The sequence below is a fragment of the Qipengyuania flava genome, assembly GCF_011762005.1.
GTDB lineage: Bacteria > Pseudomonadota > Alphaproteobacteria > Sphingomonadales > Sphingomonadaceae > Qipengyuania > Qipengyuania flava.
Genome location: NZ_JAASQU010000001.1, coordinates 197,283 through 223,425 on the forward strand (window position 1 = coordinate 197,283; position 26,143 = coordinate 223,425).

The window sequence follows — 26,143 nt, forward strand, 5'->3', positions numbered from 1 at the left end:
GATGAAGATAGCCGTTTTCGGGCTTGGTTATGTTGGCCTTTCCAATGCGATCATGCTCGCGCAGCACAACACGGTCATCGGCTGCGATATCGCAGCCGAGCGCGTAGAGATGCTCTCGCGCCGGCAATCTCCGATCCAGGACGATCTGGTCGAGCAATATCTCCTACGCGACGATCTCGACCTCAGCTTCACGACCGATATGAGCGCGGCAATCGATGGGGCCGATTTCGCCATCGTTGCCGTGCCGACCAATTACGATGTCGAGAGCAATTTCTTCGACACATCGGCGGTGGATGCCGTCATCGAGCAGGTGCTCGCCGCTAATGAACAGACGGTAATCGTTATCAAATCGACTGTGCCGGTTGGCTACGTTGCCGAGGCTCGCGAACGGTTCGCCAGCGATCGCATCATCTTCAGCCCCGAATTCCTGCGCGAGGGCAAGGCGCTCTACGACAATCTGCATCCCTCGCGGATCATCGTCGGCGAACGGTCGGAGCGTGCGCAGAAATTCGCCGATCTGTTGCTCCAGCCAGCGCTTGAAGACGACGTGTCGGTTCTCCTCACCGATGCCGAAGAAGCAGAAGCCATCAAGCTGTTCGCGAATACCTATCTCGCGATGCGTGTCGCCTTCTTCAACGAACTCGACAGCTATGCGCTGTCGCGCGGTCTCGATACGCGGCAGATTATCGAGGGAGTTGGCCTCGACCCGCGGATCGGTGGGCACTACAACAACCCCTCCTTCGGTTATGGCGGTTACTGCCTGCCCAAGGACACCAAGCAGTTGCTGGCCAATTACTCCGAGGTGCCACAGAACCTCATCCGCGCGATCGTGGACGCAAATCGGACGCGCAAGGATTTCCTCGCCGATCGTATCGTCGACAAGCAACCCCAGACGGTCGGCATCTACCGGCTCGTGATGAAGGCGGGGTCCGACAATTTCCGCCAGTCTTCGATCCAGGGCATCATGAAGCGGGTCAAGGCAAAGGGCATCGAGGTGATCGTCTACGAGCCCGTGATGGAGGAAGAGAGCTTCTTCGGCAGCCGGGTAGAGCGCGATCTGGAAGCCTTCAAGGCCGAGTCCGACGTCATCGTCGCCAACCGTCTCGATGACGCGCTGAAGGACGTGAGCGACAAGGTCTTCACGCGCGATCTGTTCGGCGCCGACTGATGACCCAGCAACGAACGGCGCTGATCTCCGGTTCGGCGGGTTTCATCGGATATTACCTCGGCCAGCGGCTTCTCGCGGATGGCTTCCGCGTGATCGGCGTCGACTCGCTCTCGGACTATTACGACCCGAACCTCAAGCGCCGCCGCCAGGCGAACCTGCTTCAGAATGCCGGTTTCTCAGCCGTCAACGAGCCGATCGAAACGCCTGGCCTGCTGGCCGATCTGTTCGCCGAACACCGGCCCGACATCGTCGTCCATCTCGCGGCGCAGGCGGGTGTACGCTACTCGATCGACAATCCGCGTAGCTATCTCGAAAGCAACCTTGTCGGCACGTTCGAACTGCTCGAGGCTGCGCGTGCCCATCCGCCGCAGCATATGTTGCTCGCCTCCACATCGTCCGCTTACGGCGCAAATACCGAGATGCCATATCGCGAAACGATGAAAGCAGATCACCAGATGTCCTTCTACGCCGCGACGAAGAAGGCGACCGAGGCGATGGCGCATTCCTACGCTCATCTGTTCGATCTGCCGGTCACCATGTTTCGGTTCTTTACCGTCTATGGTCCGTGGGGGCGGCCCGATATGGCGCTGTTCAAGTTTACTCGCGCCATGCTCGCCGGCGAGGCGATCGACGTCTACAATCACGGCGAGATGATGCGCGACTTCACTTATGTCGAGGATCTGGTGGAAGCCATCCGTCGTTTGATAGACGCCGCACCTATCCGACCGGAAAGTGCGGAAGACATCGCCGAAGGTGACAGCCTTTCGCCTGTGGCCCCGTGGCGCGTGGTCAACATCGGCAATTCCAAACCCGTCCAATTGGGCGATATGATCGCAGCGATCGAGGACGCGCTGGGCATGGAGGCGAAGCGCAACCTCATGCCGATGCAGCCAGGCGACGTTCCGGCTACCTGGGCCGATGCGGAGTTGCTGCGCGCACTAACCGGCTATGTCCCCGAAACCGACATTCGCGAAGGCGTGCGACGGTTCGTCGCCTGGTATCGCGACTACTATCAGGTCTGACAGGCGATGACCGATCAATCCGAATGGACGGGCAAGGTCGGCAATGTCTGGGCCGACGAATGGCGGCGCACCGATCGCAGTTTCGGGCCGGTTACCGAACGCCTGCTTCGAGTGGCGCGGGCTGCGCCTTTCGCGCAGGCGCTCGACATCGGATGCGGCGCGGGTGAAATCAGCGTCGATCTAGCGAGTGGCGCGCCTTCGTCGCGCGTACTCGGCGTCGATATCAGCGACGACTTGCTTGATGTCGCGCGGGCTCGCTCAAGCGACCTGCCGAATTTGCGATTCGAACTGGCGGACGCTGCGAGTTGGATGGCAGGCGAGGCCGAGAAACCGGATCTTCTCGTTTCGCGTCACGGGGTGATGTTCTTCGCCGATCCGGCCGCTGCCTTTGCCCATATCCGTGCGCAGTCATCCGCTGGCGCGCGGCTCGTATTTTCCTGTTTTCGTGAACGGGGGGACAATGGATGGGCACGCGAACTGGCATCTGTCGTACCCTCGAACGGGGATACCTTTCCCGACCCCGATGCGCCCGGTCCCTTTGCCTTCGGTCGGCAGGAACGGGTCACGCACCTGCTGGCGCAGGCCGGGTGGACCGATATCGCTTTCGAAGCAGTGGATTATGGAATGGTTGCGGGGCAGGGCGGTGATGCAGTTGCCGAGGCGCTATCCTATTTCCAGCGTATCGGGCCGATCGCGCGCGCCGCCGCAGCACTTGAATCATCCACGAAAGATGCAATGCTCGAGCGGCTCGGGGCGCTGCTCGAAGGTCATCACCGCGACGGGGAGGTCAGCCTGCCCGCCGCTTGCTGGATCGTCACGGCCCGCGCGCCCGCCTGATCGCGCGTCCCGCACAGTCTGACCGGGCATTCGCGCTTGTCGCCCGCGCGCCGATTGCCTAACTGCCCGATCATGACTTCGACCAACGACATCCGCCGCAGTTTTCTCGACTATTTCGCCCGTCACGAACATGCGGAAGTTGCCAGCGCGCCGCTCGTGCCTTTCAGCGATCCCACGCTGATGTTCGTCAACGCCGGCATGGTGCCGTTCAAGAACTCGTTCACGGGTCTCGAAACCCCGCCCGCGCCGCGTGCGACGAGTGCGCAGAAATGCGTGCGCGCCGGGGGCAAGCACAACGATCTCGACAATGTCGGCTACACCGCGCGCCACCACACCTTCTTCGAAATGCTCGGCAATTTCAGCTTCGGCGATTACTTCAAGGAGCAGGCCATCCTGCATGCCTGGACACTCCTGACGAAGGAATGGGGCCTCGACAAGGATCGCCTGCTGGTCACCGTTTATCATACCGACGACGAAACTTTCGATCTCTGGAAAAAGCTCACCGGTTTCGCCGACGAGCGCATCATTCGCATCCCGACCAAGGACAATTTCTGGGCCATGGGCTCGGACGGTCCCTGCGGCCCGTGTTCGGAAATCTTCTACGATCATGGCGACCATATCTGGGGAGGCCCTCCGGGTTCGCCTGAGGAAGATGGCGACCGCTTTGTCGAGATCTGGAACCTCGTATTCATGCAGTTCACGCAGGAAGCCGATGAAATCGTCGACGACCTGCCCAAGCCGAGCATCGATACGGGTATGGGGATCGAACGCATCGCTGCGGTGATGCAGGGCGTGCACGACAATTACGACACCGACACCTTCAGGAACCTGATCGCGGCGAGCGAGGGGCTGACCGGAGTGAAGGCGGAAGGTGACAGCACCGCCAGCCACCGCGTTATCGCCGACCATTTGCGCTCGACAAGCTTCCTGATGGCCGACGGCGTCCTGCCGTCGAACGAAGGCCGCGGCTATGTCCTGCGGCGCATCATGCGTCGCGCCATGCGGCATGCACACCTCCTCGGCGCGAGCGAGCCGCTGATGCACCGTCTCGTCCCCGCACTGGTTACCGAGATGGGCCAGGCCTATCCCGAACTGCAACGCGGGCAGGCGCTGATCGAAGAGGTGCTCGAACGCGAGGAAACGCAGTTCCGCCGCACGCTCGACAAGGGTCTCAAGCTGCTCGACGAGGCAACCGGCACGATGGGCGAGGGCGGGACGCTGGACGGGCAGACCGCGTTCAAGCTCTACGATACCTATGGCTTCCCCTACGATCTGACCGAGGATGCGCTGCGCAGCCGCGGCATCACCGTCGACAAGGATGGATTCGACGCGGCAATGGAGCAGCAGAAGGCGGCTGCCCGTGCGGCGTGGAAGGGTTCGGGCCAGTCGGCCAGCGAAGAGGTCTGGTTCGATATCGCCGATGCGCAGGGATCGACCGAGTTCACTGGCTACAGCTCGACCACCGGCGAAGCCGAAGTGGTTGCGATCGTCAAGGACGGCGCTCAGGTCCAGTCGGCCGGGGCCGGTGACGAGGTGGTCGTCCTGACCAACCAGACGCCGTTCTACGGCGAAAGCGGCGGCCAGACCGGGGACGCCGGGCGCATATGGACGCCCGAAGGGTTCGAATTCGCGGTTGAAACCACCAACAAGCCGCTGGGCCGTCTGCACACGCATGTCGGCAGGATTGGCGGCGGTTCGATCAAGGTCGGCGACGCGGTCCATCTGGAAGTCGATGCCGAACGGCGCGACCGGATCCGGGCGAACCATTCGGCGACGCACCTTGTCCACGCGGCGCTGCGCAATCGCTTGGGCGATCATGTCACGCAGAAGGGGTCGCTGGTTTCCGAAGACCGCTTCCGCTTCGATTTCTCGCATCCCAAGCCGCTCAGCGATGACGATATCGCGGCGGTCGAGGTCGAAGTGAACGAGGAAATCCGTGCCAACGAACAGGTCGGCACACGGCTTATGACACCCGACGATGCAGTCGCAGCGGGTGCGCTGGCACTGTTCGGCGAGAAATACGGCGACGAGGTTCGCGTGCTGTCCATGGGGCGCCGCGGCGGCGAAGGCCGCAACTATTCGGTCGAATTGTGTGGCGGGACCCATGTCAAAGCCACGGGCGATATCGGCCTGTTCAAGATCGTTTCGGAAAGCGCGGTCAGTTCAGGCGTACGCCGGATCGAGGCGTTGACCGGAGAAGCGGCGCGCAACTGGCTCGTCGCACGGGACGAAGCGGTTCGGTCCATTGCCGGAACGCTCAAAACCTCGCCCGACGAGGCGCCTGCGCGGGTTGTTGCGCTGGTAGAGGAACGCAAGCGGCTCGAAAAAGAACTGGCCGAAGCGAAGCGCGCGCTGGCGCTGGGCGGAGGAAGCTCCGGTGATGCCGGGCCGGCCGATGAAGACATCGGGGGAGTGACATTCACCGGTCAGGTGGTCGAGGGCCTCAACCCGAAAGAACTGCGTCCGCTGCTCGACGAGGCAAAGAACCGTATCGGATCGGGGATCGCGGCGCTCTGCGCGGTCAATGACGGAAAAGCTGCTTTCGCAGTGGCTGTGACCGATGACCTTGTTGAGCGGTTCAGTGCGGTCGATCTGGTCCGCGTGGGTGTCGAAGCGCTCGGCGGGAAAGGTGGCGGCGGCCGCCCGGACATGGCCCAGGGGGGCGGTCCGGACGGTGCCAAGGCCGACGAAGCGCTTGCCGCGGTGCGCAGCAAGCTTTCCGCCGGGTAATACTGCTCAGCTGCGGTTGCGCGACTTGCGACCGACTTCGGACTGGCTGCCGCGCGGGAGGTCCTGACCACCCGTGTCGGCGGGCTTGTTTGCATTGGCGCTCGGCGGCTCGACGGTGCTTACCGGGTCCTGCACATTCTGCGGCTTGAACTTTTCGTCGTTCGGCGTCGGCTTGGTTGGGTCGGGATTGCTCATGTCTTTCTCCTTTGCCCCACCAACGCATGGGCAAGCCGGAAGTTCATGAAGTTCGCAGGGTTTCCGGGTCGAGAGTTGCGAAGACGGCTCTGATGTTCCTTTGCACCTCGCCAATTCGCGCCGTGTCGCGCAACGTCTCGCGCGTCGAGGCGATTTCAGTCAGTTCGCTATCCAGGGCGTGCAGCCGCGCGACCGTTGCATCATCTGGCAGCGCCGCGAGTGCGCGTGAGACGAGGAATGCCAAGTCGCTGACGGGACGCATGGCCAGAAAGCTCTCGATCATGGCGCCCATCAGCGCAGGCTCGCTTCGCCAGTCCTTGCCCTCGAACAGATGCTGCACGACGTGCTGGCCCGCGCCGAAGCATTCGAACCGGATGCAGCCAGCGAAGCCCTGATCTGCGCGGTCCGCGTAGATCGTGCATTGCCCGTCATTTGCCAGCTTGGGGCAAGCTTCCCCGGCGTCCTTGGCGGCGGCGAAGCCGGGCATGTCCTGCGAGGGATAGGCGATGCAGCACAGCGCGGCGCAGCGCGTACAATCCGAACGGTTCTCCAGCGGGACCGCCATTCAGCCCTCTGCAGTGCTGGTCCGCAGTTTCGGCTTGTAGGCTAGCGCGCCTTCCTGTTCGATCTGGCCGCGGAACTCGTCGCGTTTTTCGTGGATCGAGGCGATCACCGGGCCCATCGCCACGCCGATATCGACCAGCACTGCTTCCGAAAGCTGCAAAGAGCTTTCGAGTGTCTCCGGCACTGCGTGACTGGCACCGGCGCGGTAAAGCTGCGCGGCATGCTGGACATCGCGGGCGCGGCACACGATCAGCAACTCTGGATGTTCCTTGCGCAGCTTCGACACGAGGCGCTGGACGAGAACCGGTTCATCCATGGTTAGCACAACCGCGAGGGCGTTCTCGATCCCCAGCCGGTCCATCGAATCCCCCCGGGCGGCATCGCCGAAGGTGGCACGGAAACCGTCGCGTTTCGCGCTTTCGATCAGGTCGGGATCGGCGTCGAGTGCGACATAGGGCTTGTCATGCGTGATCAGCATCTGCGCGACCAACCGGCCCACGCGACCTGCGCCCACGATGATTACCCGGGGTTCGTCGGCCGTGTCCTCGGGCAATTCGGGGACCGGCTCGACACGCCGGGCGATGACGCGCCCGAGCCGCGCGAGCAGCGGCGTCACCGTAAGTCCGATCGCGGTGACGATCTGCCAGAACTGCGCGGTTCCGGGCTGTATCAGCAGGGCCGAGCTTGCGGCCGCGAGGATGATCAGCGTGGTCTCCGATGGGCTCGCCATCAGTATGCCCGTTTCCGCTGCGGTACTGCGACGTGCGCCCATGAACCGCAGCAACATGCCGGTGACCAGTGCCTTGAAGGGCAGGATAAGCAGCACCGCGGTGGCGATGAGGGCGAGGTTCTCCCAGATCGTCTGGAGGTCGATGCTCATGCCGACCGTGATCAGGAAGATGCCGAGAGCGAGACCCTTGAAGGGCTCCATGATCGCCTCGACTTCGCTGTGATACTCGGTCTCGGCGATGAGCAGCCCGGCGATCAGGGCGCCCACGATCGGCGAAAGGCCCACTGCGGCGGTGGCGAGGCTGGCGCCGATTACCACCAGCAGCGATGCGGCGAGGAACAGCTCGGGGCTTTTGGTGCGCGCGGCCTGGCCGAACAGCCGGGGCAGGGCGAAGCGCCCGAGGATCATCATCGCAGCGATCACCAGCCCGCCCTGCCATAGTGTGGTGAGCATGCCTTCCCAGCCTTCGCCCGCAGCATTGGGAGCCATCGCGCCAAGAACGAAGATGATCGGGACGATCATGATATCCTCGAACAGCAGCATCGACAGCGCCGCGCGCCCGACCGGTGAATGCGTGCCCGCAATCGGCAAGACGATCGCGGTGGAAGAGAAGGCGAGCGCGAAACCGAGCGCGAGTGCGCCGGTCCAGTACTGGCCCATCATCGACAGCGCGATCGCCAGCGATGTACCGATCACCAGCAGTTCCATAGCACCCAGCCCGAACACCAGCTTGCGCATCTGCCACAGCCGGTTGAAGCTCAGCTCTAGCCCGATAGTGAACAGCAGCAGGATGATGCCGAACTCGGCAAAAGGCTCGAGCGCCTCGGGATCGGATATGGTTATGTGATTGAGCATCGGGTGCTCGAACACCAGCCTCCCGAGGCCATAGGGGCCCACGAGGATGCCGATCAGGATGAAGCCGATGATCGGCGTGACGCGAAAACGCGTGAACACGGGGATCACAAGCCCGGCCGCGCCGAGAATGACCAGCGCGTCGGATACTGCGGGACTAGCGAATTCAGCCGATGCCATGTGCACATCCGTAACCGCGCCGTGTCATGGTGTCACGGCGCGATTCCCGGCTAACCCCCGCCCGGGTGCTTCGGACCCAGCGGCTCGCGGCGCGGGCGCGGCTTGCCCGGATGCTTGCCGTCCTCATCCCATTCGATCCGGTAGAGATCGAAGCGGCGGTCGGCGAGGTTGCGCACCGTGCCTTCGGCGCGCGCCCAGCTGAGATCGGCGAGATTGATGTCGCTGATAGTCAGCGTTTCCACGTTCTCGCTGGCCTCGGCGGCGATCCCGTCGCGCGCGAAGGGAAAGTCGCAGGGCGTCAGGATGCAGCTCTGCGCATACTGGATGTCCATGTTCGCGACATTGGGCAGGTTGCCGACATTGCCGCTGAGCACGACGAAGCACTGGTTCTCGATCGCGCGCGCCTGTCCGCAATAGCGTACGCGCAAATAGCCCTGGCGGCTGTCGGTGCAGAAGGGCACGAAGATGATCCGCGCCCCTTCGTCAGCCAGGCGGCGGCTGAGTTCGGGGAACTCGCTGTCGTAGCAGATTTGCACGCCGATCGGGCCGCAGTCGGTCTGGATCACCTCGACCTTGTCACCGCCCTTGATGTTCCACCAATAGCGTTCGTTTGGGGTGGGGTGGATCTTCTCCTGCGCATGCACCGCGCCATCGCGCAGGCAGACATAGGCGACATTGTGGATGTCGCCGTCCTCCATCCGCGTCGGGTGCGATCCGGCGATGATGTTGATGTTGTAGCGCATCGCCATTTCCGAAATGTCGTTGCGCAGCCACGGAGTGTATTCGGACAGCCGTTCGATCGCCTCGACGGGAGAGAGTTCCTTCTCTTCGAAGCTCAACAGCATAAGCGTGAACAGTTCGGGAAAGACGATGAAGTCTGCCTCGTAATCGCTTGCGACATCGACGAAATATTTGATGGCGCGCATGAACTCGTCGTAGTCCGCGACCGCGCGCGCCTGCAGCTGGCAGGTCGCGACACGCACCGCCTCGACCCCGCGGGGCAGCCGCTTCTTCACCGGCTGGTCGCGCTCGACATAGGGGTTGCGCCAGACCATCATCACCGCATTGGCCATCGAGGCTTTGTCCTCGGGCAGATAGCCTTGCATGATCCGTTCGGGCTCGAAGCCGTTGGCCAGCTGGAAGCGCAGCACCGGGTCGTGCAGTTTCCCCTCGACCACCTTGGCGAGATAGTCCTGCGGGTTTTCGACCTTGCGGCGGAAGCGGCGGTAGTTGGGCATCCGCCCGGCAAAGACGATGCCGGTCAGGTCCATCTCCTCTGCCAGCGCGCGCCGTTCCTCATACAGGCGGCGCCCGATGCGCACGCCGCGGACCTTGGGATCGACGCACATCTCGTATCCGTAAAGCCAGTCGCCGGTCGGATCATGGCGGCTACCATAACCATTGCCGGTGATCTCGTCCCAGTCATGCGGCTGGAAGGCGAGCGCTTCGGCAAGCTGCATGGTCGCGCAATATCCGACCACCTCGTCGTCGAGCAGCGCGACGAAGCAACCTTCGCGGAAATTGTTGATCTGGCCGCGGATTTCGCCGTGCGTATAGGCGGGCATATCTTCGTAAACCCGCCGCACCAGATGCGCGATCCCGGGAATATCCTTGATCATAGCATTGCGCACTTCGAGCCGGCGCTGGCCGAACTTCTCTGTGCCCTTGCGTTTGGTTACGCGCTTCTTCTGTGGCGGTCTGGCCATGCATTCCCCGTCTTTTGCGGATCCCGATACGACAAGACCGGAACCGGCGCTACGCCGATCCCGGTCTCGAGCGTCACTGCCTAGGCAATGACGAAGTCGGATGAAGGTTTCAGGCCCAGTTGGCCATTTCCTTGTCGAGGTTCTCGACGATCGCTTCGAAGAACTGTTCGGTGGTCATCCAGCTCTGGTCGGGACCGATAAGCAGCGCGAGGTCCTTGGTCATCTTGCCGCTCTCGACGGTCTTGATGCAGACCCGCTCAAGCGTTTCGGCGAACTTGACCACATCGGGCGTGTCGTCGAACCGGCCGCGATAGATCAGGCCGCGGGTCCAGGCGAAGATGCTGGCGATCGGATTGGTGCTGGTCGCCTTGCCTTCCTGGTGCTGGCGATAGTGGCGGGTGACGGTTCCGTGCGCCGCTTCGGCTTCCACGGTCTTGCCATCGGGCGTCATCAGGACGCTGGTCATCAGACCGAGCGAGCCGAAGCCCTGCGCCACCACGTCCGACTGCACGTCGCCGTCGTAGTTCTTGCAGGCCCAGACGAACTTGCCGCTCCACTTGAGCGCCGCGGCGACCATGTCGTCGATCAGGCGGTGTTCGTAGGTGATCTTCGCTTCCGCGAACTTGTCCTTGAATTCGTTGTCGAAAACTTCTTGGAACAGGTCCTTGAAGCGGCCGTCGTACTTCTTGAGGATGGTGTTCTTGGTCGACAGATACACCGGCCAACCACGGTCGAGACCGTAGTTCATGCAGGCACGCGCGAAGTCGCGTATGCTGTCGTCCAGGTTGTACATCGCCATGGCGACGCCCGAGCTCTGGAACTCGTAGACATCGAGATCGATGTTCTCGCCATTCTCGCCTTCGAAGACGAGACGCAGCTTGCCGGCGCCCGGGATCAGCGTGTCCTTGGCGCGGTACTGGTCACCGAAGGCGTGACGGCCGACGACGATCGGGTCGGTCCAGCCCGGCACCAGGCGGGGTACGTTGTCGATGACGATCGGTTCGCGGAAGACCACGCCGCCGAGGATGTTGCGGATCGTGCCGTTGGGGCTCACCCACATCTTCTTGAGGTCGAATTCCTCGACGCGCGCTTCGTCGGGCGTGATGGTGGCGCACTTCACGCCGACGCCATACTGCTTGATCGCATTGGCGGCATCGACGGTGATCTGGTCCTCGGTCTCGTCGCGCTTCTCGATCGAGAGATCGTAATACTTAAGGTCGACGTCGAGATAGGGCAGGATCAGCCGCTCGCGGATCCACTGCCAGATGATTTTCGTCATTTCGTCGCCGTCGAGCTCGACGATCGGGTTCGCAACCTTGATCTTCGCCATGGGTTTCCTGTTCGTTCGATAAGTGTTGCGCGCGCCATAGCAGAGCGAGGGGTGAGGGCAAGGGACGCGGGTCGGGTTCGCCCTCAGGGGTTGCGTGAATAGGATTGCCGGTGAGGCGCTTCGGTAGCGGGTGCCTCACCGATTCACTCATGCGCTCAATCCCGAGCGTGCGACTCGGGGAGTGCCTTTGTAGCGCGCACGAAAAAACCGGCCGCGGAGCAAACCTCCGCGACCGGCTCTTTAAGTTCTAAGACTGGCTTAGACGCTTACGGGGGTGTCGTCGTCGTCATCGGCAGCGATGATGACGCCAGCAACCACAGCGATGCCCGCCAGGATGGCGATGATCAGGCCAGCGCCGCCCAGTTCCGAGGTGTCCTTAGCCGAAGCCGACGAACGCTCGACGGCAACCGGAGCAGCCGAGGCAGCAACCGGCGCGAACGCCATGGCAGCAGCCGAAGCCGAAATGAGAATCTTCTTCGCAATCATCTTGTTCTCCATTGTGAATTCAGTTTCGTAACCGGCACGCGAATCTCACACGCCGGCCGCGCCCGTATTCGATTCACCGTCTAAATGAAGAGAGTGCGTACCGCAAGCCCCTAAGGCATGCTGAAGAAGGCAGCGTCAAACCTTTCTGTTTGAGGGAGTTGCTAATAGCGCTGTGACACCTCGGCTTGGCGCTCTGCAGCAGATTAACGAGAATCTTGACACGTTCCGATTGAAGCTTTGCAGGGTATTGGTTAGGGCCAGAAAGAACGTTTAAGCGCTGGTAACCCTCTAGATGCAAGGCTTCCATCGTGGGCCCTTGGTTTGCGCAGCGTTCGAAAGGTTGCAAATATAATGACTTTTGGAGAGTCAGTTCGGTGTCAGTGAATTTCTCTCCCGCTATCGTGCGTCGTGGTCTATTTCACTCCTTGCGGTTCGAAGTGATCGCGATCCTTACGGTGGGAGTGATTTTTCCGCTGTGCTTTTTGGCGGCCGCCGAGAGTAGGGGGGGGGCTGCTACCAGCATAGTTTGGTTGTCACAGCCGGGAGTGGTTAATTCTGGATTTGGTGCAGCCGTTTGTTCTCTGATATCGCTCGCGATCTTGCGACGGCTGCGGTTCTATCCTGGTGTTGCGGTAGCGCGCTTTATCCTTCCTGTGGTGGCTATCGTGTTTGGTGTGTTCATAGCGATAATCGCTGGATTTCGTCTTGAATATTCAAACAAGGTCATCGGGGCATGTTGCGTGGCAATTCTCGCAACTAGGTTTGCGATCACTGCCGTGCGTTCGCGAGCCAAAGGAATTCTCTACTATTTGGTTCCTGGCGGCCGGATTGAGCTCGTAAAAGAGCTGCGAGGGGCACCTGTTCTCCCCCTTGGCAGTCCAATCCTTGATGGGCTGCCCGAATCCGCGATTGTCGCAGATCTCAATGCAAATTTGGCGCCAGAATGGGAGCGGTTTCTTGCTGAGGCGGCTATCTCTGGCCGCCCTGTTTATCATTATAAGCAGGTATGGGAGGCTGAGACAGGAAAGGTTCAGATTGAGCATCTTTCTGAGAATGGATTTGGCGCCCTGGTCCCCGGCTTTGTTTATCAGAAAGCAAAGCGAGCGATTGATTTCGTGCTTTCAATCTGCGCGTTGCCTTTCATAGCCCCAGTAATTGGCTTATGTGCTCTAGTCATAAAGCTGGACAGTAAGGGGGCAATCTTCTTTCGGCAATTGAGGGTAGGGCATCGCGGTAAGACGTTTTACGTTCTCAAGCTGAGAACAATGACTGAATCCTGTGACGGACTTGATCGCACTCAATCTGTCACTCAACTTGGGGATAAGCGTATTACCCGAGTTGGGGCCTTTCTGCGCCGGACGCGGTTAGACGAGTTGCCTCAGGTTCTAAATATCATCCGCGGGGAAATGAGTTGGATTGGACCGCGTCCAGAAGCAGTTAGTTTGTCGCAATGGTATGAAGGTGAGATACCATTTTACAGATATCGGCACATCGTGAGGCCAGGCATCACTGGATGGGCACAAGTGAATCAAGGTCACGTTGCAGAATTGCAAGAGGTCGATGAAAAGCTCCAGTATGACTTTTATTATATAAAGAATCTCTCGTACTGGCTCGACATTATTGTTATGTTGAGAACTGCGAGAGTTGTTTTTTCTGGCTTTGGCGCAAAATAAATTAATTATTCATTCCGCAGTTGGATTGACGAAATTTCCTGCTTCGAGATCACATCTGCTTTGGGATCACTTAGGTGTGACTATGCTAGGTTGCCAGGAAAAGTGGTGGGCGGATTGCCATGAGGCTTAAGATTTTTCTTACAGCAGTTCAGCGATTTGCGTCGGTGGGGATCGGTGTTTTGACCACGGTGCTTCTGACTAACGTTATGATAGCGGAGCAGTACGGCTATTACGTTTATGTTCTCGGGTTGCTTGCACTAGTTATCGTTCCCTCGCAGATCGGTATTCCACAATTTGTCCTTCGAGAGACCGTTCGGTCTATCGAAGCGCAGGACGATGTGGCGACCCGCTCGGTAATACGTTGGGGCTACATCGTCGTTACACTTGCCGGTAGCATCGTTGTCATGGGATTAATGGCCTTTGCGCATTACTGGGCGCCACCAAGTTTGGGATATCTGATTATTCTGGCCGCACCTTTGGTTCTGCTCACATCTTGGAACGCAATTCGGGCGTCAATTCTGCGATCACATGGGTGGACAGCTCGTAGTCAGTTCCCCGAAAACATCGTGAAGCCGTTGGTTCTGCTGCTCGTAGTTCTCGCCCTCGTGATAATTAATAGTGATGAGATAACGGCACGCCAGGCGATACTCGCTAATGTAATCGCCATGGGAGTTTCATTTCTCCTAGGCGTTTGGCTCGTCCAAAAAATAGGCGCGAGACGTAGGACTTCTTCTGCTCGGTACAATCATAGGGTTTGGCTGACTGCTACACTCGGGCTAGGTTTTTCGGCCGCACTACAGGCGATATCTCTTAACCTCAACGTCGTTCTGCTGGGCGGATTAGGGAGGATCGAGGAGGTCGCAGTCTTTAAGGTAGCGTCTCTGATCGGCGGGCAGGTCGGAATTGTACTGCAAATCGCAAATATAGTGATTGCGAAACATGTTGGTGCCGCGCTACAAAGGGGTGAAACAAAAGAAGTCGAAAGACTACTAGCTAGATGTTCGTTCTTCAGTTCGACTGCCTCGTTTTTCATCGTGGTATGTATAATTGCTTTCGGAAAGGCGATTCTCAGTGTTGCCTTCCCTCCGATTTATAAGGACGCATATTTAGCTATGGTTATATTGGCAGCTTCACAATTCTTAAACTGTATGACTGGATCGGTTGCGCTCTTATTTAATTTAGCGCGACGGGAGTGGGTCATCACCGCGGCACTTCTGGCGAGCACCCTGATCAACATCACCCTCAATTTAGCGCTCATTCCGAAGTTCGGTATCGAAGGTGCGGCGTTCGCCTCATTGGCATCCCTTCTATCTTGGAATATCCTACTGTATGTACGCGCACGCAACTCACTGAGCATGGATGTGGGGTTTATAGCTGGGTTGAAGGACTACATGGGTCATTCTAAATTATGGCCAAATCAAAGGTAGGACTCTTTGATTGCTGAATAAAGCTGACATCATTATCGAAACACGCCCATAAAATACGACAAGAAGATCTTACCTATGACAAAAGTTGTCCTTTTGAAAAGTTGGTGGTTAAATGTTGGAGATGGCTTCGTCAAAATGGGTGCGGAGCATATTCTAAATAACGTATTCGGCCACGAGAATGTTCAGACTTGCTCGGCGGTCGGGGCAAATAAGTTCGACATGATCGGCGATGGAGCTGCTGACCATAACTTCCCATCTCTGATGGATGTTATTCAAAATGAGATTGAGGTGGTTGCATTAGCGGGTTGTGTTCTCAACGAGAAACTGATCCGATTAGTTGAAAAGATTGAGAGTCTTCCAAAGAGGCCGAAGGTTCTGCTCCTTGGCGCTGGAGGCTACAGGTACGAAAAGCGTGAAGTTGCATCAGTTAGGAATATTCTCGAGCGTCTGCGGCCCTTCGCTTTGATCGCTCGAGACAGCGAGTCTCTTGAGCATTATGGAGATCTCTTTGATTATGCTGAGAGAGGGCTAGACTGCGCATACTGGGTGGCCGATGCAGTCGCTGCCGTCCAATCTGAAAGAAGTTTCACGGTCCGAACATTCAACAGAATGGTGGACCCTGGGCGATCTGGCGGCGTGGTTATGCGGTGCGAGCATCTTCCTCTTCGGCTTTCGATCGAGCCGCGATCTCGTTCGATAATTCGCAACCTATATCGGGTGTTGCGCCCGGGCGTGCGCAGGCAAGATATCGAGGCATTCTATTCTGACAATGTCGCCGAGTACCTCGCTCTGTATAGCGCAGCCAATGAGGTTCACACTGACATGGTTCACGCAACGGTTGCCTCGCTGTCTTACGGCACTCCGGTGCAAATGTATTATCGGAGCGGTCGGCAGGGCGTGCTTACGAGTGTGGTTGGTGAAGAAGTATTCAATCGCCCTTTCGTCTGTGACCCCCAATATCTTTCTAAACTTAAGGGCGGCGAAATTTCGACATTGAAAGCGATGTTTCGTAAATGACGCCGCGCAGAAAAATCTTTATAGGAGGAATTGAGAGAAGTGGTACGACCTTTTTGGGTGTCGCCCTTGCTCGTTCCGTAAATGCTACAGTTATACCTGAAATTAACTTCAAGCACGAAGTTAGTCAGAATGTAGATAGTTTACCTCGCGTTTTCGATAATCTTAAGAATAACTTTCGATTTCGATTGTGGGAGCGGAGTGAATCTTCGATCGCAGCTTTCGCTCCAATGTCTTCGTCGATTTACGAGGCGATGATTGCAAGCATCGAAGATGCGTTGTGTGGTCGATCTCATAAACATGCGATAATCGATCATACGCCAGACAATTTCAAGAACGCGTCGTTTCTAGATGCTGCGTATTCTCCCGAATTATACGTTTATCTTGTTCGAGATCCCAGGTCGGTCGTCCATTCTATAATGCGTACTGACTGGGGGTATCCGAGTGTTCGTTCAGCTGTTGCCTTTTGGCAGCGACGATACGAAGAAGATCTAGAGGGTTTTGCCTATCTGAGTAAGCATGCTCCAGAGAGGTTGGCGATCGTTCAATATGAGGAGCTTTGTGCGGACCCAGAACGTGCTGTTGCGGACGTAGTTCGACAAAGGTCTTTCACTGCAAATGCTCAAGGGCAAAGTGTTATGATCATACCCAAGTATACGACTGGGCAGCACGGCCGGGTAATGGCAAAGGCTAGAAACATTGTTTCGTGGGAAAGCGCCTTAAATTCAAAAGAAGTAAGATACATCGAAGATGCTACCAGACACGCATTCTTCTCCGGTGATTATTTTCCGGACGTTCAAGCCCGAGATGCGGTTCTGGGGCTGTCGGATCAAATTAGAATGATCGCGAAGCCGTTGCATCGTGTTCGTGCGCATATGAGAAGGCGAAAGACTGGATTGATCGCGGAAGCGATTTGACTACCATGTTGATGAATGAGCAACTAAGACACCCAAGCGGGCGAAACAAAATAGTGACTGCCTTAATGAGGCAGGGGAATAGGGGGGCTGAAACTCGTCATCAGCATATGATCGCCCAGCTAAGGGAATTTGGTTGGACCGTTCTTGGGTTGGAGGCAGATCTTCGTAAGAGCGTTGGCGGGCGCGGGCTGCGGCTTCAGGCAGCTAAATTTTTCGCCGGTCTCCGCGCTGCGCTGGCGGTTCGACGTGGAGACGTTTTTTTTGCGTTCGAACCATACAGCTTTATAAGTGGCGCTATTCTTTCGCGTATGAAAGGTGGTAAAGCGATTTATTTTTGCCGGAACGATCAAGTATATGAACGTGACGAAATAAGAAAATACTTTCCCGGCTCCAGAAAGGCGACGCTGCGTGACTATGTTTTGCAGATCGCATGCGTTATTTTTTCTAACCGCTATGTTGTTCAATCAGAGTTCGCGATGGCGAATCTCCACGCGCGATATGCAAAATTGTGTGGTGGGAGACTCGCCGAGAAAACAGCCGTCCTTTCAAATGACCTTCGAGTTCGCCTTATCTCTCCAGCGTGGGGGCAAAGACGGAAGGTACAACGTATCGGTTTTATGTCGAACCCAGAGTGGGAAAAGAAGGGATTTCCTATCCTGCGTGAGCTAATAGAGCGAACCTTCACTGACAACTCAATATTGTATAGTCTGTATGGTGAAGGGGCCGCTTTCGATCGATTAAAAAATGAACTGAGTCCAGCGCTTCAGGCGCGCGTTGAATTTATGGGGCGTTGCGACAATTTGATGCTGCTTAGGGACGAGGTTGATGTTGTATTTGTCCCTTCGGTGGTGGATCATTTCCCGAATGTGGTATTGGAGATGGCATGCCTGGGTCTGCCGATGATTTTAAGTGATATCAGGGCTCATCGGAATATTTTCGCCGAGCACGCTTGTTACTTTTCGTTGAAGAGTCCGGCAGATGAGGTTGAAAGACTTCTTGATTACTTGAATGACCGCTCAAACTGGGAGCGTGTGGCCGTCGCGCAGCAGCAGTCGTTGGCTCCCTTAACTGCTGCTTGGCGGGACCCCCTCATTAATCTATTCCAAACTGTATAGAAGGAGGGGCAGGGCATGCACTGCCAAGGAAGAAGAAAATCAGGTGGGACAGATTACCAGCGCAAAACTCCGCGGACTACCGTTGGAGCTTCGCTCCTGCCTTCGCTTCCTGAATGGATGGCGGCGATGCTTTTATTCAGCATATTTGTCGCGGGATTTTCTCAGCTTCTCGGGGGATATTTTGACCTAGCTGCGATCCTAATAATTCTGGTAATTGCATTCATGCGCGATCGGATACTTGGGGTATCCGTCTCATGTCTTTTTGTTTCCGCCATCGCGGTCGCCTATGGATTCATTTGGATTGCAAGTTGTTCACCGCAAACCTGCTCAGCCGAAGTGGTGTCGACCGGTACAACAGTTTGGCAGTTTGGCATCTACTTGTTATTATTTTCGATCATAGCAGCGCATAGGATGGTGTGGGTTTCTCAAAAATCGGTTGTGATAGGCTTTCTTGCATTTTTTCTTTTCCTAAGTGCTACCAATCAAGCTTCTATTTTCGAATCCTTGCGTGGTTTGAATTCTTCCCAGTTTTTTAATTCATACAGGTTTGGTATCGGGAATGAAGTCAATAATATTAATTTCATTGCTCTATTTTCTGCAAGTTTGACTCCTTTTGCTTTCCCTAGAAGTCCAAGAGATTTTTCTGGTTACCTCGCAACGTTTCTCGTACTCATCGTCGTCGTTTCAACTTATAGTCGTGGCGCGTTATTGGTTACGGGGATATTGGCGGCTCTTTCCGGTTTCGTTCTATGGCGTGGTTTTAGAAGTAAAATTTTTCTGTTCGTTTTTATTCTGATAGGAGCCGGATCTCTTTATTGGGCGGGATATTTCGAGAAGAGGTCGTTTGATATTGGCGATGCTTCGATTTCCGCTCGGTTACGTGTTTTTGCGCTGCTGAATGATCTCGAACTATTTGGCAACAAGTTTGCTCTTAGTTCGCACTTCTCGCGTCGAGGAGCGATTGACAATACATTGCTGCGGCATCTGATTGGCGCGGGGGCAGGTGTATCACTATTGCTATTTGCGTTCTGGTCCGTCTTCGGAGCTGCTTTGAAGTCATGGTCTCTCGGGGGGATAAGGGCGCGCGAAGCGCTATCGCTTTTCGGTTGGTCTATTGCCTTAGTTCTCGATGATACGTTTTTCTCACTGTGGGGCGCTTTTTTGTTAGGAAACTTTTTGCCTGACATTGGAAATCGAAGGCCTACTGTTAATAGCGTCGGACGATTCTCAGTCAGCGCGTCGGCGCGCTAGAGAGTTTTTCGTAGAGAGTTCGGGCGTTTCGATGGGCATTGGAAGATGGACGTTATGGTATAGGGCATGCTTTAGTTTAAACTATTTGCTTGAGGTTAGTTTCAACTTGGCGAAATTGGTCAACGCTTCAGTTTTCCGAAGTTCGCTCGGAACCGAGTTATTGAACTATGCGCGTAGCTTCTCTTTGTCCCACTATCTCATCTGCCGGAGGCGGCGTTGTGCCTGCGGTGCGGGGATTGAACCAGGCATTAGTTCAGGCTGGGTTAGAGGTAACAACTCATGCGGCATTGGAGCCCCTCATGACTTCCGAGTTATCAGAGTGGGACGGTTTGAATACCAAACTCCATCCGGTGCGTTCGTTTGGCCCGCTGAGGTGGCAGACTAGTCTGCGTGGATCGTTGGCAAACTCTCACCCTGATGTTCTTCACCTCCATGGGCTTTGGTTGCACCCTTCGTTAGTCTCTGTTCGCTATCCAGGCCGCGATGCCGTTCGGGCTAAAATTATTTCACCTCATGGTATGTTGGACAGTTGGGCTCTCCGCAACTCCCGTTGGAAGAAGCGCATTGCGCTCACTCTATTTGAACGAGCGAACCTAGATGGTGCGACTTGTCTGCATGCGTTAAACCGTGCTGAGTGCGATGCAATTCGCGAAGCAGGCTTCACGGCACCTGTTGCAATCATTCCGAATGGTGTTGATCTTGCAGAACTCGCAGGACCTGTCGGTGAGGCTGCATGGTCGAGCGAATTACCGCCTGCCGCAAAGGTTCTTCTGTTTATCGGGCGCCTTCATCCAAAAAAGGGTATCAGTCGCCTCATTGAGGCTTTTTCGCAATTATCGAGCTTGGAACGCGGTGAATGGCATGTTGTGATAGCTGGCTGGGATCAGGGCGGCCACTTTTCAGACCTTAAAGAATTGGCCTGCCAACGTAACATTGCGGATCGGGTGCATTTTGTTGGGCCGCAGTTTGGTCATGCAAAACGTTCCACTTTTAATCGTGCCGACGCCTTTGTTCTCCCTTCGGTAAGTGAAGGCCTGCCCATAGCCGTGCTTGAAGCGTTCAGTTTTGGTTTGCCAGTTTTAATGACGGATGCTTGTAATATGCCAGAAAGCTTCGAGGCTGGAGCTGCGTTCCGCATTCGATCAGACGAATCATTGCTACGAGACGATCTGCGGAATTACTTTTCAATGAACCCTGCGAGGCATTTGGAAGTTGGTCGGTTGGGCAGAAGAATGGCGGAGCGATATTACACTTGGGAGGGCATTGGTCTTCAAATGAAGCAGGTTTATCTCTGGTCTTTGGGGGAAGGTGACGCGCCGGACTGTCTCGATATCTTATAGGTTTGGCAAATGGTCGGTTATTACCTGTAATTAAGAGATACGTAGATATATGAAGGTTGGACTTCTCACCTACCATTTCAGCGACAATTACGGCGCCCTGTACCAAGCGTTTGGCCTGCGGCAGTGGTTCATTGATCGCGGGCATGATGCCGAGTTTATCAACTACCACCCATCCTACGTCGAAGAGGGCGGTCCGCTAGACCGGCCTTGGAAGCCGTCGCTTTGGCGCAAAAATGCTACGATCGCCTACATGTGGGCGTCGCATATCCAGCGCAATCTTCTCGGTGACCGGGCTCAGAAGAGGGGCTTCGAAGCGTTTCGGCGGACCTATCTCGGTGCGACGGGACGGCGGCTCAAAACAGCTGAAGATCTGGGTTCAGTCGTTGGCCGATATGACCTGTTAGTCTGCGGCTCCGACCAGATATGGAACCCTTCGATCCAGCGTGGGCTCGACCCAGTTTATTTCCTGGCTATCCCTGGTAGCGAAGATGTGCGGAAGATCGCTTATGCACCCAGCTTCGGCCGGACGTCGATCGAGAGCGAACATCTCGGCGAATTGCACGCTCTGGCAAGCCAGCTCGATGGGATTTCCGTGCGCGAAGAGACTGGGCTCGACATCCTGGCAGATGCCGGCATATCCCCCGAGCGCGTGCATGTTGTGCCGGACCCGACGATCCTGCTGGGAAACTTCGATATGCTCGCACGGAAGAAGGCTCCCTCCGACGAGGTCGTTTTCTGTTATGCCCTGCGGACCGATGAAGTGATCCGCGATGTGGCCGGTCGGGTTGCCGCCAAGCTCGAGCTGCCGTTGGTGAGCGCGCGCAGTAGCCGCCAGCGCTGGAGCGACATCGGGGAAGGGATCTCGCCGACGCCGGTTGAATGGCTGCAAAGCCTCGCCAACTCGGCATTTGTGGTCAGTAACTCGTTCCACGGTGTGGCACTGAGCGTGATCCACAGAAAACCCTTTATCGCGGTGAAGTTGCCGGGCAAACGGGCGGGCATGAATGCGCGTGTAGAGAACCTCCTTGACCAGATTGGTCTGTCGTGGCGCTTGGTAGACGCAGACGACGCAGATAACGCAGCCAAGCTGGTTGATATGCAAATCGACTGGGATGCAGTCGGTTCGAAACTGACCGACCTCCGTTGTACAGGCGAGCTTTTTCTGCAGTCGCAATCGGTTACGGTTGCGCCAAGATGAAACAGTATCGTTATGAGAACGGGCTGTCGCGCAAGAACCGCGTTTCGAGGGCGTTGTGGGGTGTAGCGTACATTATTTTTTTTCGTCCCACGCCGCGCTGGATTTTTGATGGATGGCGCGCCTTCCTCCTTCGCCGTTTTGGCGCGACGATCGGAACGGGTTGTCGGATCAATCCAACAGCCCGGATTTGGGCGCCATGGAATCTCACTCTCGGTGATTTTGTTGCGATTGCCGAAGGGGTGGATTTATATTCTGTTGCCCGGATATCGATTGGATCGAAGACCACCATTAGCCAGCGGGCGTTTATCTGTACGGCATCGCACGATATCACCGACCTTAAGAGGCCACTGACATACGCCCCAGTAATCTTAGGCCAGCACGTCTGGGTTGCGGCAGAGGCGATGATCCATCCGGGCGTGTCTGTTTCGGATGGTGCGGTAGTCGCTGCGCGAAGTGTTCTGCGCAAGGATCCTGAACCGTGGACAATCTGGGCAGGTAATCCGGCGAAATTGGTGGGTGCGCGTCAGGTGTCGGATAATGCGCCCGCCAAGAACGGGAATGGAATAAAAGATGGGTAAGCTAAGCAGCAATCTCAGTCGCCTGGGCAAAGTTGCGAAGATTTTCGTCGAGTATGCCAACGACGGATGGCTGTTCCTGAAGCACAACAATTTTTCTCCGGTCGAACCGAGGGATCGTCGATTTTCGAACAAGACAATTATCGAGGCTCACACCATCGAGAAAGGGCTCACGCTTCCTTCACCGAGACCACACTTCGGTCAAGACAAGATTAGAGCGATGTTGGCCATGAACGACGGGTGGACGCCACCCGAAGGCGATCTTTCGCGCAGCATGCTTGTCGGAGCGTTGCGTGACTATAGTCTGGCCTTTGCTGACACCGATGCGCCAGACGCTCAACTCGCTAGTCAGATTGAAAAGCTGATAGCGGATCCGGGTAGCGATGGCGCAACGGGTGGGGTGCGGACTGTGGACGTCGCGCAGCTGGTGCGAAATGAAAACGCGATCGCTTTCCTAGATGCTCGTTTTTCGGCCCGCGATTTCGGACAGACGCCGCTGTCCGATAATGAGGTCGAGGAAGTCCTCGCTCTCGCGTTGCGCGCGCCTTCGCAGTGCAATCGGCAATCCGTGAGAGTTCACGTTTACCGCGACCGTGAGACGATCAAGCAGCTTCTTGATTTGCAGGGCGGCGGGCGAGGGTTTGTCGAAGCGGTGCCCACGCTATTTGTTCTCGCATCCGAGATCACTGCGTGGGGCGGTCCGCAACAGCGCAACCAGCCCTACGTAGATGGTGGCATTTTCCTGACAATGCTTCTGCTTTCGCTGGCGGCAAACGGCTTTGTGAGTTGTCCGATGAATCTCGCGATCACCAATCGTCGAGAGCGTGAGATAAAAGAGGTCGGTAGCATTCCTGCTCGCGATAGGCTGATAGTTATGGTAGCGGCAGGTCCTCCGCCCGCTCACACATTGCGTGCGGCGAACTCGCCACGCTGGGATGTCCGGGCGATCTGCCAGATGCATGACCGCCCTGATTGAACTATGCCGTTGACCGTCGTCATCCTCACGCTGAATGAGGAATTACACATAGCGCGCGCGCTCACGTCCGTAGCCTCGATCGCCGAGAAATGCGTGATAGTGGACAGCGGGTCGACCGATCGGACTGTCGAGATTGCACAGGGAATGGGCGCCCAAGTCCTCACAAATCCCTTCGTCACTCAGGCGCAGCAGTTCAATTGGGTGCTCGACCAGCTTCCCTCCGAAACCGACTGGATATTGAGGCTCGATGCGGACGAGATCGTCAGTGAGGCCCTTGCCCTGGAGATCGCCGCGAAGCTCGACGGCGTGCCGGGCCACATCCATGGTATGCGCTTGTCCCGCCGCATGAACTTTCTAGGTCAGCCTGTCCGCCGTGGCGGGGTGTTCCCGATCCGCCTGGTTCGGCTGCTACGCCACAACCATGGCCGGAGCGAGGACCGCTGGATGGACGAACATATTATTGTCGATGGTGAGGTGGGCGACTTCTCGGGTGAGATTGTCGACGACAATCTCAATTCGCTGACCTGGTGGACGCATAAGCACAACAACTATGCCTCGCGCGAAGTTGTAGAGATGCTCAACCTCGAGCACGGCTTCATGGCGCGTGGTGAAGGTGGCGATGCTGACCACGCGGGCGGGACGGGCGCGAAGCGCTGGATCAAGGAAAACCTCTACGCGAGGCTGCCCGGGGGGCTACGCGCCCTTGCCTACTTCCTGTATCGCTATGTGGTGCGACTGGGCTTCCTCGACACGCGAGAAGGACAGATGTTCCATGTTTTGCAGGGGTTCTGGTATCGCTATCTGGTCGATGCCAAGCTGCGTGAGGTCCAGACATACATGAAGGATAATGACACCGACGCCGTTGCTGCCATCATGGAGGTTACCGGAATTGATGTTAGGCCTTAGGAAAGGCTTGCGACGGCCAGAGCCCTATACCGCTCCCTATCCCTATCATCCTGCTGGTTTACCCGTATGAAAATCTCGGTGGTCACTGCTGTATTTAACCGCACCTCGACAATCGGGGAAGCGATGAAGAGCGTTCAGGCCCAGTGCTACGGCGATGTCGAGCATGTGATCCAGGATGGCGGATCGACCGATGGCACGCTCGAAGAGATATCCCGGCTGGCGAACGACTCCGCAAGTCTGGTGTCCGAAAAGGATTCAGGCATTTACGATGCAATCAATCGTGGCATAAGGCGGGCATCGGGGGAGGTCATCGGCCTCATGCACTCTGATGACTTCTTCGCTTCCGAAGATGTTCTCACGAAGGTCGTTCGAGGTTTCTCGGACCCCGCTGTCGACGGCGTATACGGCGATTTGCAGTATGTTTCAGCCAGCGAGCCAGACAAAATTGTGCGGCACTGGCGATCGGGCGAGTACCGCCCCTCAATGCTCAAGAGCGGCTGGATGCCGCCGCATCCTACGCTCTACTTGCGCCGCGAGGTTTTCGAGCGCCATGGCCTCTACGACACCTCCTTCCGGATCGCAGCAGACTACGATGCGATGCTTCGCTATCTCGCCAAAGGCAAGATCAGGCTGGCCTACATTCCCGAAGTCCTTGTCAAAATGCGCTTGGGCGGCGAAAGCAACCGCTCACTCGGACGCATCTTGCAAAAGAGCCGCGAGGACCTCAGGGCACTGCGGAACAATGGTGTAGGCGGCGTAGGAACCCTCGCTGCCAAGAACCTGGGCAAGCTTGGACAATTCATCGTTAAGGACGGAAACGCCAAATGACTAAACGCGCCCTGATCACAGGTGTTACCGGGCAGGATGGCTCGTACCTGGCGGAATTCCTTCTTTCCAAGGGTTACGAGGTGCACGGTATCAAGCGCCGCGCGTCGTCCTTCAATACGCAACGCATCGATCACATTTATCAGGATCCGCACGAGCCAAACCCGAAGCTCAGTCTGCATTATGGCGACCTGTCAGATACTTCGAACCTGACACGCATTATTCAGGAGGTGCAGCCCGACGAGATATACAATCTTGCGGCCCAGTCGCACGTCGCGGTCAGCTTTGAATCGCCCGAATACACGGCGGATGTCGATGGGCTCGGCACACTTCGCCTGCTCGAGGCCATGCGTTTTCTCGACCTCGGAAAGAAGACGCGGTTCTATCAGGCCTCGACTTCCGAACTCTACGGGTTAGTGCAGGAGATCCCGCAGCGTGAGACCACGCCTTTCTATCCGCGCTCGCCCTATGCGGTCGCCAAGCTCTATTCGTATTGGATTACGGTGAACTACCGCGAATCCTATGGAATGTATGCTTGCAACGGAATCCTATTCAATCACGAGAGTCCCCGCCGGGGGGAGACCTTCGTCACGCGCAAGATCACCCGCGGTCTCGCCAATATCGCTCAGGGCCTCGAAGCCTGTCTCTACATGGGCAACATCGATGCACTCCGTGATTGGGGGCACGCCCGTGACTATGTTCGCATGCAGTGGTTAATGCTCCAGCAAAACCATGCCGAGGACTTTGTGATCGCCACCGGCAAGCAGTACTCAGTGCGCGAATTCATCCGCTGGTCGGCCGAAGAGCTCGGGGTGGAACTCGAATTCTCCGGCGAAGGCGTCGAGGAGATCGCGACGGTGGCGGGGATTAGTGGCGAGAAGGCGCCCGCGCTCAAGGTCGGGGACGTCGTGATGCGCATCGACCCGCGTTACTTCCGGCCGGCAGAGGTCGAAACGTTGCTTGGCGATCCTTCGAAGGCGCGCGAGAAGCTGGGTTGGGAACCCGAAATCACGGCGCGCGAGATGTGCAGCGAAATGATCGAAACCGACCTTAAGGAAGCGCAGCGGCACGCTTTCCTCAAGGCTAACGGTTTTCCGATACCGGTCAGTTTCGAGAGCTAGGGGCT

General features: G+C 57.0%; 23 protein-coding genes. 17 read left to right on the forward strand and 6 right to left on the reverse strand.

Going from position 1 to position 26,143, the window contains the following annotated elements; translation table 11 throughout:
* Position 1 precedes the first annotated feature (1 nt).
* The 4 genes from FHS69_RS01015 (at position 2) to alaS (ending at position 5,757) form a co-directional block, all read left to right on the forward strand.
* Positions 2-1,168 carry a nucleotide sugar dehydrogenase gene (locus FHS69_RS01015; RefSeq protein WP_166775844.1) on the forward strand — a complete coding sequence of 389 codons (1,167 nt, stop codon included), beginning with the start codon at positions 2-4 and terminating at the stop codon, positions 1,166-1,168.
* Positions 1,168-2,190, forward strand: coding sequence for an NAD-dependent epimerase/dehydratase family protein (locus FHS69_RS01020; protein WP_166775846.1), 1,023 nt, complete (start codon positions 1,168-1,170; stop codon positions 2,188-2,190). Before FHS69_RS01015 ends, FHS69_RS01020 begins: the two co-directional genes overlap by 1 nt.
* A 6-nt stretch (positions 2,191-2,196) precedes the next feature.
* On the forward strand, positions 2,197-3,027 hold the full coding sequence (locus FHS69_RS01025; protein WP_166775848.1) for a class I SAM-dependent methyltransferase: 831 nt from the start codon (positions 2,197-2,199) through the stop codon (positions 3,025-3,027).
* A gap of 72 nt (positions 3,028-3,099) precedes the next feature.
* Positions 3,100-5,757, forward strand: coding sequence for an alanine--tRNA ligase (gene alaS / locus FHS69_RS01030; protein ID WP_166775850.1), 2,658 nt, complete (start codon positions 3,100-3,102; stop codon positions 5,755-5,757).
* 6 nt (positions 5,758-5,763) lie between these two features.
* On the opposite strand, the gene FHS69_RS01035 is transcribed toward alaS, so the two are convergent.
* The 6 genes from FHS69_RS01035 to FHS69_RS01060 form a co-directional block, all read right to left on the reverse strand.
* Positions 5,764-5,952, reverse strand: coding sequence for a hypothetical protein (locus FHS69_RS01035; protein ID WP_067464543.1), 189 nt, complete (start codon positions 5,950-5,952; stop codon positions 5,764-5,766).
* Positions 5,953-5,995: 43 nt separating this feature from the next.
* Complete coding sequence (locus FHS69_RS01040) at positions 5,996-6,517, reverse strand: hypothetical protein (protein WP_166775853.1); 522 nt, start codon at positions 6,515-6,517, stop codon at positions 5,996-5,998.
* Positions 6,518-8,278 (reverse strand): cation:proton antiporter domain-containing protein, encoded by a 1,761-nt coding sequence (locus tag FHS69_RS01045; RefSeq protein WP_067464540.1) that lies wholly within the window; start codon positions 8,276-8,278, stop codon positions 6,518-6,520.
* A gap of 50 nt (positions 8,279-8,328) precedes the next feature.
* The gene (locus tag FHS69_RS01050; RefSeq protein WP_166775855.1) at positions 8,329-9,984 is read right to left on the reverse strand and encodes a bifunctional GNAT family N-acetyltransferase/carbon-nitrogen hydrolase family protein; all 1,656 of its coding nucleotides are present in this window, start codon (positions 9,982-9,984) and stop codon (positions 8,329-8,331) included.
* Between the two features lie 109 nt (positions 9,985-10,093).
* Entirely contained in the window at positions 10,094-11,314 is a 1,221-nt protein-coding gene (locus FHS69_RS01055; protein WP_166775857.1) for an NADP-dependent isocitrate dehydrogenase, read from the reverse strand.
* 258 nt (positions 11,315-11,572) lie between these two features.
* On the reverse strand, positions 11,573-11,800 hold the full coding sequence (locus tag FHS69_RS01060; protein WP_063505291.1) for a hypothetical protein: 228 nt from the start codon (positions 11,798-11,800) through the stop codon (positions 11,573-11,575).
* A 437-nt stretch (positions 11,801-12,237) separates the two neighbouring features.
* On the opposite strand from FHS69_RS01060, the gene FHS69_RS13930 reads away from it, so the two are divergent.
* From FHS69_RS13930 to gmd, 13 genes are all read left to right on the forward strand, one after another.
* Positions 12,238-13,473: a sugar transferase gene (locus tag FHS69_RS13930; RefSeq protein WP_166775859.1), complete on the forward strand. Its 1,236-nt coding sequence runs from the start codon at positions 12,238-12,240 to the stop codon at positions 13,471-13,473.
* A gap of 119 nt (positions 13,474-13,592) precedes the next feature.
* A complete protein-coding gene (locus FHS69_RS01070; protein ID WP_166775861.1) occupies positions 13,593-14,900 on the forward strand; it encodes an oligosaccharide flippase family protein in 1,308 nt (435 codons plus the stop codon).
* Positions 14,901-14,975: 75 nt separating this feature from the next.
* Positions 14,976-15,917 carry a polysaccharide pyruvyl transferase family protein gene (locus FHS69_RS01075; protein ID WP_166775863.1) on the forward strand — a complete coding sequence of 314 codons (942 nt, stop codon included), beginning with the start codon at positions 14,976-14,978 and terminating at the stop codon, positions 15,915-15,917.
* A complete protein-coding gene (locus tag FHS69_RS01080; RefSeq protein ID WP_166775865.1) occupies positions 15,914-16,831 on the forward strand; it encodes a sulfotransferase family protein in 918 nt (305 codons plus the stop codon). Before FHS69_RS01075 ends, FHS69_RS01080 begins: the two co-directional genes overlap by 4 nt.
* A 107-nt stretch (positions 16,832-16,938) precedes the next feature.
* Positions 16,939-17,946: a glycosyltransferase gene (locus FHS69_RS01085; protein WP_166775867.1), complete on the forward strand. Its 1,008-nt coding sequence runs from the start codon at positions 16,939-16,941 to the stop codon at positions 17,944-17,946.
* A 15-nt stretch (positions 17,947-17,961) separates the two neighbouring features.
* The gene (locus FHS69_RS01090; RefSeq protein ID WP_166775869.1) at positions 17,962-19,197 is read left to right on the forward strand and encodes a hypothetical protein; all 1,236 of its coding nucleotides are present in this window, start codon (positions 17,962-17,964) and stop codon (positions 19,195-19,197) included.
* A 167-nt stretch (positions 19,198-19,364) separates the two neighbouring features.
* The gene (locus FHS69_RS01095; RefSeq protein ID WP_243844498.1) at positions 19,365-20,537 is read left to right on the forward strand and encodes a glycosyltransferase; all 1,173 of its coding nucleotides are present in this window, start codon (positions 19,365-19,367) and stop codon (positions 20,535-20,537) included.
* A 49-nt stretch (positions 20,538-20,586) separates the two neighbouring features.
* Positions 20,587-21,735, forward strand: coding sequence for a polysaccharide pyruvyl transferase family protein (locus FHS69_RS01100; RefSeq protein ID WP_166775872.1), 1,149 nt, complete (start codon positions 20,587-20,589; stop codon positions 21,733-21,735).
* A complete protein-coding gene (locus FHS69_RS01105; protein ID WP_166775874.1) occupies positions 21,732-22,313 on the forward strand; it encodes an LbetaH domain-containing protein in 582 nt (193 codons plus the stop codon). The genes FHS69_RS01100 and FHS69_RS01105 overlap by 4 nt, the downstream gene beginning before the upstream one ends.
* Positions 22,306-23,286 carry a nitroreductase family protein gene (locus FHS69_RS01110; protein ID WP_166775876.1) on the forward strand — a complete coding sequence of 327 codons (981 nt, stop codon included), beginning with the start codon at positions 22,306-22,308 and terminating at the stop codon, positions 23,284-23,286. Before FHS69_RS01105 ends, FHS69_RS01110 begins: the two co-directional genes overlap by 8 nt.
* A 9-nt stretch (positions 23,287-23,295) precedes the next feature.
* Positions 23,296-24,192 (forward strand): glycosyltransferase family 2 protein, encoded by an 897-nt coding sequence (locus FHS69_RS01115; protein WP_208380052.1) that lies wholly within the window; start codon positions 23,296-23,298, stop codon positions 24,190-24,192.
* Between the two features lie 66 nt (positions 24,193-24,258).
* On the forward strand, positions 24,259-25,020 hold the full coding sequence (locus FHS69_RS01120) for a glycosyltransferase family 2 protein (RefSeq protein WP_166775880.1): 762 nt from the start codon (positions 24,259-24,261) through the stop codon (positions 25,018-25,020).
* The gene (gene gmd / locus FHS69_RS01125; RefSeq protein WP_166775882.1) at positions 25,017-26,138 is read left to right on the forward strand and encodes a GDP-mannose 4,6-dehydratase; all 1,122 of its coding nucleotides are present in this window, start codon (positions 25,017-25,019) and stop codon (positions 26,136-26,138) included. The genes FHS69_RS01120 and gmd overlap by 4 nt, the downstream gene beginning before the upstream one ends.
* Positions 26,139-26,143 lie beyond the last annotated feature (5 nt).